The following is a 13,403-nucleotide window of genomic DNA, read 5'->3' as shown; positions in this document are numbered from 1 at the left end:
GATGATCATGCAGCCAAACATCACCACGAACATCAGGCTCATCATGCTGCCAAGATAACTGCGTATGCTGGAAATCTTGCTCAGGTAATTCTGAATATAGTTGCTGTTGGCGGAATAGATCGCGGGCGGAAGTTCCCGTTGCAGACGGCGTTTCTTTTCCTCGCGCATCGAACTGGTATAACAAAGTGTGATCAGTGGAATAATTCCGACAGCGAAAACCAGCAATATCAGGTTATATTGAAAAAATATGGGATCAAACCATGACGCGATCTCCATGTAGAGCGAGGTATTGACCGTATCTTCCGGCAGATGGGGTGGCTGAATGCTGGCATAGAATAAAAACAGTACCATGCCGATAAAAAGCGCATTTGCCGCAATGAACAAGCTTGGGTAAAAGTAAAAGATAAAGTTTCTCTCAGATTTCTCGCCAGACATTTTTACCCTCCCAGACTTGAAGAATGGTTAAACAGCTACGAGTGATTTTCAGTAAGCTCTCGCACCAGATTGAGATAAAACTGAAGATGGTTGAACGGTCGTGCTTTGCGTGCATCCGGCCAGGCAAAACTCCAGCCAGTCAGTTCAAAATGATCTGCCTGCAATACATCTCTGAATTCTCCCCATTGCGCCGATGCCACGGGCACCATCCCGTCATTATCACCGCTGTGTGCAGCGATCCTGTTTCCCCAGGAGCGCAGAATGAACGGCATGTCAGCTGGGGAGCGCATACTCGCATACGAGCAGTATCTGACATCCTCCCGATTACTGATTTCCATATTGAACCGGGCGCATGATTCAGAGGTTAAATCATTGACGGCGGGTGTGGAAATGAAGTGCATCAACCGAAAGCACATATCTGATCCTTCAATAGCCCATTTTTGCTAAAGGTGATCCATGATGAGGCGTAGCAACCGTAGTTAAACTTCGTACCCGATGCATCGGATCCAGATGGCGGATCAAATATCGGCAATCCAAACCGCCCATGCTGTGTGCGATCAGGTCGATATGATCTGCACTGATGTGAGCTAAGAAATTTGCCAGAACACGTGCGCGATCTTCGATATATCCGGTAGCAGGTAATTCAGGAAAGAAAGCCTGCCGGGTGCTGTTCCTCAAACTGGAACGCAGATTTCGGAAATAATGTACTCTTTTTCCAAAAATGGAAAAAGATGAAAAGCCCAGCAATCCATGAACAAAAACAATAGCTCCGTTGCTTGAATCGCTCATTACATCTTCCTATAAGAGACAGGTTCCCTATTATGACAAACCGTTCATCATCATTGTCACGAGATGCTGACCAGAGCAGTATCTGTGGTTCCTCAGATTGATTTGACGAATACCTTGGAACGCCGCTGGTAGTTGTAAAAATTCTGTTTCAGTCGAGGAAGCTGGTCAGGGGTGGTTTCCGAAAAGCCGCGTTCTACGAACCAGTGAGTGGTACGGGTGGTAAGTGCGAACAGGCGGCGGTAGCCTTGTTCCCTGGCCTGATCTTCAAGGTGGTCGATCAATATCCGGCCGATACCTGCCTTGCGATATTCGGGGTGTACCGCGAGGCAGGCCAGCTCGCATGACTTGTCATCCGGGAAAGGGTAGAGTGCCGCACAAGCAATGATCATGTTGTCGTGTTCGATTACCGTGAAGCGTGCGATTTCCATTTCCAGTAATTCCCGGTTGCGCCGTACCAGGATACCTGCATTCTCCAAGGGTTCAATTAATTGGAGAATGGCACCAATATCTTCGATTTCAGCCTGGCGGATGATTTGCAACGGGTCACGTGTGATCATGCTGCCAATACCACTGTGAGTGAACAGTTCAAGCAGCAGTGCGCCATCGATATGGCGGCTGATGAGATGGACACGTTTCACTCCTTTTTCGCAAGCGTGTAACGCCCATGGCAGGTAGAGTCGGGTATCCTCATCCAGTTGGTCTGTTGCTGTTTCCATTGTTGCAAGCAGTGCTTTGCCCTGTTTGACAGTGAGTTCCGGCAGTAATACGGTACCTGATTCGGTTTGCTGCCGGATTCCCGGCGTATCCACCAGGAAAATCAATTTATCGGCCTGGAGGGCGATGGCTACTTCAGCAGCGATATTTTCCAGCGTCAGGTTGAAAATTTCCCCGGTCGGCGAATAGCCCAGAGGAGAGAGCAGCACTACCGTCCCTTGTTCGAGTTGATCGAGTATCGCCATGGTATTGATACGGCGTACTTCTCCTGTGTATTGCAGATCTACGCCTTCCAGCACACCGACTGGTCGGGCAGTTACGAAATTGCCGCTGGCAACCCGTATGGCAGCATTGGCCATGGGTGTGTTGGGTAAGCCCATCGACAGCAAGGCTTCGATCTCAACTCGTACTTTGCCGACGGCTTCTTTCACACATTGCAGGGTTGCAGCGTCAGTAACGCGCATACCCTGTACGTAGCTCATTTCCTGTTGGTCTGTCCGAAGCCGGGATTCAATTTGCGGGCGTGCCCCATGTACGAGTACCAGCTGGATGCCGAGGCTGGCAAGCAGGTTGAAGTCCTGCACCAGCTCAACGAATTTTCCGTTCTCAACAACTTCCCCCCCGAAAGCGATGACGAAGATTCTTCCATGGCTGGCATGGATATGGGGTGTGACGGAACGAAACCAGGTGACAAATTCGGTATCCGATTTCATGGCTGATTAAGAAGAAATGTTATCAATAATCCCCCCAGAGCGTCTGAGCGGCAGCAATGGCAGCCAGTGCCGCGCTTTCAGTGCGCAGAATGCGGCTTCCGAGGCGAACGGGTATGAATCCGGCGAGGTGGGCGGCATTGGTTTCTTCCCCGGTGAATCCCCCTTCCGGGCCTGTCAGTAAGGTCATGAATTCTCCGGTTCGGGGAGAAGATAATTCGGCTAAGCGCTGATGAGCAGCAGGTGAGAGCATGATATCGTGGCCGGCTGGATTGCTGTTTTTGTGTTTCCATGCCAATTTCTGTTCCAGCCAGTGTGACAGGGACATGAGCGGCAAAAGCTGAGGGATTTGGTTTCGTCCACATTGTTCGCAGGCGGCAATGATGATTCTTTGCCAGTGCTGTTCACGTTTATCGGCACGTTCTCCGGTGAGCCGAACAAGGGTACGGCCGGTTGTCAGAGGCTGTATACGGGCCACACCTTGTTCAACTGCCTTCTGAATGATCCAATCCATTTTTTCATTGATGCAAACGGCTTGTGCGAGTTCGATCATCAGCGGGGATTCACGTTCGATCGGCAGATGGCGTTCGATTCTGACCTGACAGCCGGATTTGCTGATTTGTTCGAGTCGGCCGGAGAATTCACCGCCGGCCCCATCGAACAATGTGACAGAGTCTCCCGGTTTCAATCGGAGCACTTGAACTGCATGATGGCTGGTATCGCTGTTCAGCGTAATACGTTCGGTATCACGGATAGGGAGAGTATGGAAAAAGCGTGCTGTCATGTGGAACGGTTAATGGCCAGGAAGCAAAAGGAACAGAAATATTTCTATGATAGTATAGGTAAAAACCAAGTCGATTAATGGAAAAGGAGTAGTCGGATGGCGAGTCTGGAAACACCGGTTTGTAATTTTGGGTGGAAGGCGGTGGATTTCGATCTTCCAGGGGTGGATGGCAAGCGTTACAACCTGGCATCAGTAGCAGGGAAAAATGGATTGCTGATTATGTTCATATGTAACCATTGTCCTTATGTGAAAGCCATTCGCGACCGGATTATCCGTGATACCAGAGAGCTTGCTGAACACGGCATCGGTACAATTGCCATCATGTCCAACGACCCGGCGGATTATCCGGAAGATTCATTCGAAAATATGGCTAAAGTAGCCCGGGAATATGCCTATCCGTTTCCTTACGTTCAGGATGAAACCCAGGAAATCGCCAAGGCATACGGGGCTGTTTGTACGCCTGATTTCTTTGGTTTCAATAACCGTCTGGAGCTGCAGTATCGTGGCCGGATGGATGCTTCCCGTAAGGAAGCGGCCCCTGCCGATGCCCGCCGGGAGCTGTTTGAAGCCATGGTTCAGGTAGCAAGAACAGGACGTGGGCCTGAGGATCACATCCCGAGTATTGGCTGTTCGATCAAATGGCGGGAAGATTGAGCGTGCTGGAACGTGTCATCAAGGCGGTGAGGGAAGTCGCTCGAGATGAGATCATGTCGCGTTATCTGCAAGTGGAACGTATTTATAAAGCAGACGGTAGTTTTTATACAGAAGCAGATCTGGCTGCTCAGGTAAGTCTGCTGGAGCGGTTGCATGAAATTGCACCCGTTGCGATGATCGGTGAAGAAATGGTGGAATCAGAACAGCTGGCACAATGGGAAGCAGGGCAGGATGGGTTGTGGAGTATCGATCCAATTGATGGAACTTCCAATTTTCTGAACGGATTGCCTTATTTTGCAGTTTCGGTGGCGCTGATGCGGGGTGGCAGAAGTGTGCTGGGTGTGGTCTACAACCCGGCGACGGATGAAATGTTCTACGCTGAGCAGGGGAAGGGGGCTTTTCTCAACGGTAAGACACTCCCTTTTTCCAGACGGAAAATCCCGTTGAACAAAGCGATAGCCAATGTCGATTTCAAGCGACTGGATCGCAGGCTGGCGGTGGAAATTGTTTCCAGACCTCCCTATTCCTCGCAACGTAACTATGGTACCTGCACACTGGAATGGTGTTATACCGCTGCGGGATATTTTGATTTGTATCTGCATGGTGGCCAAAAGCCGTGGGATTATGCTGCCGGCTGTCTGATTCTCGAAGAAGCCGGGGGACATCGCTGTACGCTGAGCGGGGATGATTACTGGTCCGGCAATCCCTGGCGCCGTTCGGTCATCGGTGCGCTTGATGAAGATTTATTTGTGCTGTGGCGTGACTGGATCAGATCGCGTATGTCGGATATTGACAATCTCCGTTGATGGGCTTGTTGAGAGGTTTCTCAGAAAACCTGCAGCAGATCAGTTTCAAGAAATACAACAGCATGTCCTGTCTTGCTGCGGTAATCGTACCCGGTTGATGGTATGCGGGCAGGCAAGCAATCTGCCTTGCTTCCATCAACCGGTTATTCAGCTGACAAAGAAATTGCGCATCATGCCCATGTCTCCATGTTCCAGATTGTGGCAGTGGTAAAGAAACAGGCCCGTATAGTCCATAAAGGGTTTGATGATTTCGACTTCTTCTCCTGGCATGACCAGCACGGTATCTTTCCAGCCGCTGTTGATGAATCCCTCCTTGACCGTAGCATAAGCACTGTCGGCATAGCCTGGTTTACGTGACAGAATCTGGAATTGCTGGCCGTGAAGATGAATCGGGTGGGGCAGTGCTATCATCATACCCATTATTCTGCCTCCCTGGCCGCCGCGCATTCCCCTGCCCATTCCTCCACCCATTGCCGGATTGGCATTGGAGATCCGGATTCTTTGCATGGTATTCAGTGGAATTTTTTCCTGTTCGGTGTAATCCAGCATCTCAAAGATTCTGCCATTGAGATTGAATGTCATACGATGCATACCGATGTTGATCGGTACAGTCTTATCAGGATTGGAAACATCTTTTACGGTCAGGCGGCGAATGGGAGCCAGTGTATCCGGTAATTTGGGTGAATCACTGATCTGTTCGATGATGGTGAATCTGACGAGCGTATCTTTGCTGCCCTGATCCGCTACACTTTCCTGCATACCCATTCTGCGTCCCCTTCCCATGCCCATGGAAAATCCCTGATACGGCAATGTTTGCAGAGCCAGCTCGGATCCAGTTTTGTGTCCGCTGAAATCGACCCAGAGCTCTACCCGTTCCGCCGGGCTCAGCATGATGCAAGGGAAGGTTTCCGGTTTTTCCAGTAGTCCACCGTCAGTGCCGATGGCGGTAATCGGAGAACCATCACTCCAGCCCAGTTTGTAGATTCTGGCGTTTGAGCCATTCAGGATGCGAAGGCGGTAGACACGTGTTTTTACTGGAATAATATGGTTGTGCTGGCCATTTACCAGAATAGTGTTACCCAGGAAACCTTGCATACGTTGACGCATGGTCAGCGAATAATGCAACTGATTACCGGATGTGAAACGGCGATCCTGTATGACAAGCGGGATATCGAATTCACTACTGGGCAGATCCAGCCTGCGTTCATCTTCATCTGTAATGGTGATGAGCCCGGTGAGTCTCTGATACACCTGTCTGGCAGTCATTTCATGCGTGTGTGAATGATACCAGTTGGTCCCGGCAGGATTTTTTACCTCAAACTCGTATACATACTGTTCACCCTGCGAGATGGCATACATCGGATGTCCATCCATGATCTGCGGTACATGCATACCGTGCCAGTGAGTAACACAGGGTTCCGGTGATTGATTGTAGAAAAATATCCGGACTTTCTGGCCTTGCTCAAGGTTGAGAATGGGTCCCAGATAGCCGGGTAGTCGTTTGATGGCAGTTTGTGGGCCTTTCAACAATTTCCCGGTGTACTTGAGAACACGGGTGGCGGCTCCTGGCAGAATCGAGACTTCAGCCATTTGTGCGGTCAATGCGATTTCGACATCCGGTTTAAATGCCTTATTGGGTGCCTGGTTGAGGTTACGGCTTGCTGTGGATGCAAAACCGGAAATGGAAGTGGCGAGTGTTCCCAATGCTGCATATTGCAAGAATCGGCGACGATTGAAATCAATATTTGTCACGGCAGTCGGCTGTCTGTTTTAGATGATTGTTTGAATTTTTCATTTCCCAATATCAGGCGTAACAGCTTACATACAGGATGCACAGGTGTAGTGGAAAATCCACATAGTTCCGAGAAACGTAAATTCTGCCGTTTGGTTTATCTCAGAATACAGTGTGAATACGTGTAAAATTTACGGAAAAATTGATTCCGGGGTGTTTCAGTATCTGATGCCGTAACGGTTTTCCGGAAATTTGTGATATCTCTTCTAATATAGGGTGATTACTTCAATATGCATACAACTGGCCCTGCGGGATATTGTTCCAATCGGAACAGTTTGATCAGGAAATTACTGGTATCGTTTATCGGCAACTCATCTGGAGCAGCCAAAATTTGCCGGAAAGCAGCAATCGCTTCTTTTATCTTTGCAACCGGAAGCAGCCAGCTATTTGCCAACGAGAGCAATCTTGCGGCAACTCAGGTTGACTGGTCCCAGGCGCCACCTGTCTCGCTCCCTCCTCGTGCCGGTATTTTTGTTAAGCCGCCAATGGGGCCCGGGTATTTCTCATTGGTGGACCTGATTGATGGTAACGAGCGGGAAAAACCACAGGTTGATCCTTTGCCACCTTCTGCTCTGACGACGACACCAGCTTTCGATTTTGATTTTCGCTATCTTGAACAGCCCGAGCACGAAAAAAATTTTTTTGATCCGGTCAAACGTATCCATCTGGGCAGTGACTGGTTGCTGTCCTTCGGTGGCAGTTTCTGGTATCGCTACATGCATGAGACGGACAGCCGCTTGAATGCAGCTGGAATCAACAATGACTACCATTTATTACGGACACGGCTTCATGCCGATCTCTGGTATCAGGATCAGTTTCGGCTGTTTGCCGAAATGCTGGATGCGCGTGCATTAGGGCTGGATCTGCCAGCCCTGGCAATCGATAAGAACCATACCGACATGCTCAATCTGTTTGCGGACGTTAAGCTGGGGCAATTCATGGATGGGCCGGCTTATCTGCGGGTGGGGCGTCAGGAACTTTTGTACGGCTCACAGCGGCTGATATCGACATTGGATTGGGCAAATACGCGTCGGACATTTCAGGGGGTGAAAACTTTCTGGCATACTCCGGCGTTCAATCTGGATGCGTTCTGGGTGCGGCCGATGGTAACCGAGCCCAATCAGTTCGATAACTGGGATAAAGATCGTAACTTTGTCGGTTTGTGGGGAACTTACAAGGCAATTCCAAGCCAGGTGCTCGATCTGTACTATCTGAGCCTGATTGATAATAGAACCGTTGCCCCGGCCAATATCACCCAGGGCAATGTGCTGCAGGGGGATTCGGTTTTGCATACAATCGGTGCACGTTGGGTGGGTGATTATGAGCGTATTCTCTATGAGTTGGAAGGTATGTATCAATTCGGAAAACGTTCTCACCTCGATATTTCAGCTTTTTCGATTGCTTCTGGAGTGGGCTACCAGTTACCGCTTCCGATGAATCCTCAGTTTTGGTTGCGTTATGATTTTGCCTCTGGTGATAAAAGTCATCACGACGGGCATAGCAATACATTCAATCAGCTTTTTCCATTTGGCCATTATTATTTTGGCTATATGGATCAGGTGGGTCGGCAGAATATCCATGATTTCAATGCCCAGTTCACCTTGCATCCGCAACCATGGGTGACATTTCTCGGCCAGTACCATCGTTTTTATCTGGCGAATAAACGAGATTATCTGTACAACGCAGCCGGGGCAGGGATAATACGTGATATTACCGGGCAGTCAGGCAGGCATGTCGGGGATGAAATAGATTTTACGGTCAATTTTCATATCAGTCGCCACCAGGATATATTACTGGGGTATTCAAAACTTTTTACCGGTGAATTCGTCAAAAATACGCGCCCCGGTGTTTCGCCTGATCTATTTTATGCGCAATATAATTTCCGCTTCTGATCGTCGATAGGTCAGCAAGGCTTTTTTCACAATCTTGTAAAGGAAGAAATCAAAATGTTCAGAACAGTATCTGCTGGGATTTTGGCAATTTTACTCATGAGTTTCAATTTATCTGCCGCCCGGGCAGAAGGAGCCTCCGGAGTTGAAGCGATGCCTTCAAACGAGGGGATTGTCGTTTCCTCAATCGATGCGGCGGGGTATACCTATATGGAGCTTGCAAATGGGGGCAAAAAATTCTGGATAGCAGCACCGACGACCAAGGTCAGTAATGGCGAGCATATCCGTTTCGTGGAAAGTATGAGAATGCATAATTTCACCAGCAAAACACTCAATCGGACCTTTAGTGAGCTGATTTTCGTTACATCTACTCAGGCCAAGGTAGAAGAGTAAAATAGATTTCCTGTCGAGATGGAGGTAACCCGGTTGCAGTTATCTGCCAGATCTTCTGCCTGATTTTTTACCGGCTGTTTGTGGCACTTCCCCGATCTCATCAGGATTTATCATGCCAATGAAGAGTTTGCTTCTGAAGTTCTTTATTTCGTCGCGATACTGGGCAGCCTGTTCAAATTCCATGTTCCTGGCTGCTTCCAGCATACTTTTTTCCAGTCGCTGAATTTCCTTTGCAAGTTGTGTTTCGTTCATTGCCGCGTAGCGAGCCTGAATCTGCGCGACTTTCCGATGTTCTGCAGCATTTTCACTGTCGTAAACACCATCGATCAAATCTTTGATCCGTTTGTTGACTCCGCGTGGCGTAATATTGTTCTGCTGATTGAACAACGTCTGTTTGTTGCGTCGTCGTTCGGTTTCATCGATAGCTCGCCGCATCGAATCAGTAATTTTATCAGCATAAAGGATGACAGTTCCATTAACGTGCCGGGCAGCGCGGCCCATGGTCTGAATCAATGAACGTTCTGATCGCAGAAAACCTTCCTTATCTGCATCCAGTATGCCTACCAGCGAAACTTCGGGTATATCCAGCCCTTCTCGCAACAGATTGATTCCAACCAGAACATCAAATTTGCCAAGGCGTAAATCCCGAATGATCTCAACCCGTTCGACTGTATCGATATCAGAATGCAAATAGCGTACCCGGATACCGTGCTCGGAAAAATAATCAGTCAGATCCTCAGCCATGCGTTTGGTCAGGGTAGTGACCAGCACCCGTTCATTCTGAGCGGCACGTAATGAAACTTCTGACATCATATCATCCACCTGGGTGGTAACCGGGCGAATGATGATCACCGGATCCACCAGGCCGGTCGGCCTTACGACTTGTTCCGCAATCTGGCCGCTGCGCTGTATCTCGTAATCTGCCGGAGTGGCGGAAACGAAAATGGTTTGAGGCATCAGTTTTTCGAATTCCTCGAACTTGAGCGGCCGGTTATCCAGTGCGGAAGGTAGACGAAATCCGTAGGCAACCAGATTTTCTTTTCTTGAGCGATCTCCTTTGTACATTCCGCCTATCTGGGGAACGGTGACATGGCTCTCATCGATGATCATCAATGCATTATCCGGCAGATAGTCGATGAGTGTGGGAGGAGGATCTCCGGGTAGCCGTCCAGACAAGTGGCGTGAATAGTTTTCGATACCCTTGCAGAAACCCAGTTCGTTCAGCATTTCCAGATCGAAACGGGTACGCTGCTCAAGACGCTGGGCTTCTACCAGCTTATGGTTTTCGTGAAAATAGTTCAACCGTTCGGCAAGCTCGGTTTTGATGGTTTCAATTGCCCGCAGAGTGGTGCTGCGTGGTGTGACGTAATGACTGGAAGGATAAACTGTGTAGCGCGATACTTTTTGTCGGGTTTGTCCGGTGAGTGGATCGAACAGCGTCATGCCTTCCACTTCGTCATCGAACAGGGAAATACGCAGGGCAGTTTCGGAGTTTTCTGCAGGAAAGACATCCAATACATCGCCACGTACCCGAAAGGTCCCGCGTGCAAATTCAAATTCATTGCGTTGATATTGCATACCTGTCAGACGCTGAATGATATCGCGTTGCGAGATTTTTTCATGCTCACGAATATGGAGGATCATGCCATGATAATCGACCGGATCACCGATACCGTAAATGCAGGAGACCGTTGCAACAATGATTGCATCTTCTCGTTCCAGTAGAGATTTTGTAGCAGAGAGGCGCATTTGTTCGATATGTTCATTGATACTCGAATCTTTTTCTATGAACAGGTCGCGAGAGGGTACATAAGCCTCCGGTTGATAGTAATCATAGTAGGAGACAAAATACTCAACCGCATTTTCCGGGAAGAATTCGCGCATTTCGGCATATAGCTGCGCAGCCAGTGTTTTATTGGGTGCCATGATAATCGCCGGTCGACCCGATCGTGCAATCATATTGGCGATGGTGAAGGTTTTACCGGATCCGGTTACGCCGAGTAATGTCTGAAAGGATAAGCCTGATTCTAGTCCTTCTACCAGTGTGTAGATTGCTTCCGGCTGATCGCCTGCTGGCTGAAACGCCTGATTGAGCTTGTAAGGACTGCCTGGAAAGGTAATAATCACAGGTTCGTTCGCTGTACGAAATTAAACGTTTTTGATTCTAACATGTACAAATCACCTACATCAGGAGCTGTATCGTGAAACTCTCGCAACGCGTCCAGGCTATCAAACCTTCTCCCACTCTGGCAGTTACTGCCAAAGCTGCCAGACTCAAGGCAGAAGGAAAAAATATTATTGGTCTGGGTGCAGGTGAACCGGATTTTGACACCCCGTTGCATATCAAGGATGCAGCGATTACGGCGATCCGTAATGGTTTTACGAAATATACGGCGGTGGGTGGAACTGCATCTTTGAAACAGGCAATCATCTCGAAATTCAAGCGGGAAAATTCACTGGAATTTATGCCGGGAGAGATTCTGGTTTCCAGTGGCGGGAAACAAAGCTTCTTCAATCTGGTGCTGGCGACGATCGATCCGGGTGACGAAGTCATTATTCCCGCACCTTACTGGGTTTCTTATCCCGATATCGTGTTGATTGCCGGGGGAAAGCCTATTTTTATCAGTACTGGGATCGAAGAGAAATTCAAAATCTCACCGGATCAACTGGAAAAAGCGATAACTCCCAGAACCCGCATGTTCGTTATCAACAGCCCGAGCAACCCTTCCGGCAGCGTGTACAGTTTGGAAGAGCTGCAGGCCTTGGGTGCAGTGTTGCGCAAGCACCCGGATATCCTGATCGCTACCGATGATATGTATGAACATATTCTTTTGTCCGGGGATGAGTTCGTCAATATTCTGAACGCCTGTCCTGATCTGAAAGCGCGTACCGTCGTGCTCAACGGTGTATCCAAAGCTTATGCCATGACCGGCTGGCGGATTGGTTACTGTGGTGGACCAGCAGTAATCATTACTGCAATGGAAAATATTCAGTCACAAAGTACATCCAACCCGAATTCCATTGCCCAGATGGCGGCAGAGGCTGCGTTAAATGGTGATCAATCTTGCATGATTCCGATGGTCGAGGCTTTCCGGGAGCGTAACCAGTTTTTGACCAACGCATTGAATTCCATTGCGGGTGTTCACTGTTTATTGTCCGAAGGCGCTTTTTATGCTTTTGTAGATGTAAGGCAGGCTATCAGCCGATTAAATACTCAGCAGATTCTGCAGGATAGTGGTGACATTGCTTTTTGTAACTATGTACTGGAGAAAGCTGAAGTGGCTGCTGTTCCAGGGTCAGCGTTTGGTTGCGAAGGCTACATGCGGCTGTCGTTTGCAACTTCCATGGATAATCTCCAGGAAGCTGTCAAACGCATCGCCGGTTTGCTGAGCTGATGATCAATGTTTTTGACTGTGTTGGGAAGGTCTTGTTTCTTGTCGCTGATGCATGAGTCAGAATAATGTATGGCAGCATTGCTCATGTCTTATAGTTTGGCCTTGCATTCAGCGTTCCTATAACGGCATATTGTTATAGTAAACTTCTGTTTTCTTTATGATAAATGGGAGTGACGCGCTTATTTCGCCTGATCAGACCTCGTTTTTCAGCTTCACGTAATGCTCCATACCTGCTGCTGACATCAAGAAATTCCATAATCCTCTGGAACTGAGTACGAACGGTTGCGGGGGAACGCTCGAGATATTGGGCAAGAATTTTTGTACTGGTGGTTTCCTTTTCCTGGCTGGCCTCAAGCAAAGTGTAATACGACGGGGGTAGACGCTTAGGTTTATCACGATCCATAAAGTTTTACTCCAGTTGCGTTGACATTTGATTTGGATAATATTCTTTCGTTTCTGATCAGGCAGTTATAAATATCACATTTCAAGTTACAAGTGGTTTACTTGGGATATTTGCTTACAGGTGCTGTTTTATTACTTTAAGATAGTACACATATCAATTGAAAGCATAAAATATGCCATAAATTTAACTATATGATTTATATACGATATATTGTATTTAACAGAATATATCTTTTGATCTGTAAAGTTTTTCGACAAAACATGATTGTATTGTTACAGTCTGGTAACTCTGTTCATTCAGAACTAGCTGGAAGTAAGAGGAAGTAAATGTATCTGGCTGAAATGGAATAGAAAAGCATCTATAGAATGAATAATTTTTGTTGAAAGAACGATTTCTGCTGTAATTCCCCCATCTTTCTGCTTTGCAATTCCGAGTCTTTCTTGTATGCAATTGCAGTATTGCCCTGATAAGTACAATTTTCCTACTATCTCTTCCACAACAAGGGGTCGTCAGTAAGCGACAGTTGCCTTGTTGAAGTAGCAAGATAGATGTTACGTAATATCTATGTTTTATTAATCTGATTTAAAGGAAAATACCATGGATCAATTTTCTAAAAAAATTCTGGCTGCCAGTATCGTT

The 13,403-nt window shown here is 48.0% G+C and carries 12 protein-coding genes and 1 pseudogene; 5 read left to right on the top strand and 8 right to left on the bottom strand.

What is annotated here, in order from left to right; genetic code table 11:
- The 5 genes and pseudogenes from ABUL11_RS04835 to ABUL11_RS04815 form a co-directional block, all read right to left on the bottom strand.
- Window positions 1-435: pseudogene (locus ABUL11_RS04835) on the bottom strand (hypothetical protein); the annotation flags it as partial.
- A gap of 35 nt (window positions 436-470) precedes the next feature.
- Window positions 471-851: a hypothetical protein gene (locus ABUL11_RS04830; protein ID WP_350282733.1), complete on the bottom strand. Its 381-nt coding sequence runs from the start codon at window positions 849-851 to the stop codon at window positions 471-473.
- 10 nt (window positions 852-861) lie between these two features.
- Window positions 862-1,224, bottom strand: coding sequence for an esterase/lipase family protein (locus tag ABUL11_RS04825; RefSeq protein WP_350282732.1), 363 nt, complete (start codon window positions 1,222-1,224; stop codon window positions 862-864).
- Window positions 1,225-1,316: 92 nt separating this feature from the next.
- Window positions 1,317-2,651, bottom strand: a complete 1,335-nt coding sequence (argA, locus tag ABUL11_RS04820; RefSeq protein WP_350282731.1) for an amino-acid N-acetyltransferase — start codon at window positions 2,649-2,651, stop codon at window positions 1,317-1,319.
- A gap of 22 nt (window positions 2,652-2,673) precedes the next feature.
- Complete coding sequence (locus ABUL11_RS04815; RefSeq protein WP_350282730.1) at window positions 2,674-3,432, bottom strand: 16S rRNA (uracil(1498)-N(3))-methyltransferase; 759 nt, start codon at window positions 3,430-3,432, stop codon at window positions 2,674-2,676.
- Window positions 3,433-3,528: 96 nt separating this feature from the next.
- Here ABUL11_RS04815 and ABUL11_RS04810 point away from each other — a divergent pair, with 96 nt between their 5' ends.
- Together ABUL11_RS04810 and ABUL11_RS04805 are read left to right on the top strand one after the other, a co-directional pair.
- The gene (locus ABUL11_RS04810) at window positions 3,529-4,086 is read left to right on the top strand and encodes a thioredoxin family protein (RefSeq protein WP_350282729.1); all 558 of its coding nucleotides are present in this window, start codon (window positions 3,529-3,531) and stop codon (window positions 4,084-4,086) included.
- Window positions 4,071-4,892: an inositol monophosphatase family protein gene (locus ABUL11_RS04805; protein ID WP_350282728.1), complete on the top strand. Its 822-nt coding sequence runs from the start codon at window positions 4,071-4,073 to the stop codon at window positions 4,890-4,892. The genes ABUL11_RS04810 and ABUL11_RS04805 overlap by 16 nt, the downstream gene beginning before the upstream one ends.
- A 147-nt stretch (window positions 4,893-5,039) precedes the next feature.
- Here the strand turns inward: ABUL11_RS04805 and ABUL11_RS04800 are convergent, their stop codons facing one another.
- On the bottom strand, window positions 5,040-6,644 hold the full coding sequence (locus tag ABUL11_RS04800; RefSeq protein WP_350282727.1) for a multicopper oxidase family protein: 1,605 nt from the start codon (window positions 6,642-6,644) through the stop codon (window positions 5,040-5,042).
- Between the two features lie 315 nt (window positions 6,645-6,959).
- Here ABUL11_RS04800 and ABUL11_RS04795 point away from each other — a divergent pair, with 315 nt between their 5' ends.
- Window positions 6,960-8,576, top strand: a complete 1,617-nt coding sequence (locus ABUL11_RS04795) for an alginate export family protein (RefSeq protein WP_350282726.1) — start codon at window positions 6,960-6,962, stop codon at window positions 8,574-8,576.
- 96 nt (window positions 8,577-8,672) lie between these two features.
- A complete protein-coding gene (locus ABUL11_RS04790) occupies window positions 8,673-8,966 on the top strand; it encodes an NrfJ (protein WP_350282725.1) in 294 nt (97 codons plus the stop codon).
- A 39-nt stretch (window positions 8,967-9,005) separates the two neighbouring features.
- Here ABUL11_RS04790 and uvrB read toward each other — a convergent pair whose 3' ends face one another.
- Window positions 9,006-11,093 carry an excinuclease ABC subunit UvrB gene (gene uvrB / locus ABUL11_RS04785; RefSeq protein ID WP_350282724.1) on the bottom strand — a complete coding sequence of 696 codons (2,088 nt, stop codon included), beginning with the start codon at window positions 11,091-11,093 and terminating at the stop codon, window positions 9,006-9,008.
- Between the two features lie 74 nt (window positions 11,094-11,167).
- Between uvrB and ABUL11_RS04780 the strand changes: the two genes are divergently transcribed.
- Window positions 11,168-12,361 carry a pyridoxal phosphate-dependent aminotransferase gene (locus tag ABUL11_RS04780; protein ID WP_350282723.1) on the top strand — a complete coding sequence of 398 codons (1,194 nt, stop codon included), beginning with the start codon at window positions 11,168-11,170 and terminating at the stop codon, window positions 12,359-12,361.
- Between the two features lie 133 nt (window positions 12,362-12,494).
- On the opposite strand, the gene ABUL11_RS04775 is transcribed toward ABUL11_RS04780, so the two are convergent.
- Window positions 12,495-12,764, bottom strand: coding sequence for a helix-turn-helix domain-containing protein (locus tag ABUL11_RS04775; protein WP_350282722.1), 270 nt, complete (start codon window positions 12,762-12,764; stop codon window positions 12,495-12,497).
- Window positions 12,765-13,403 lie beyond the last annotated feature (639 nt).

Origin of the sequence: Nitrosomonas sp., assembly GCF_040256045.1 — a bacterium.
Classification (GTDB): domain Bacteria; phylum Pseudomonadota; class Gammaproteobacteria; order Burkholderiales; family Nitrosomonadaceae; genus Nitrosomonas.
Note: the sequence above shows the minus strand (reverse complement) of the source record. Positions and strands in the feature narration are given on the sequence as shown.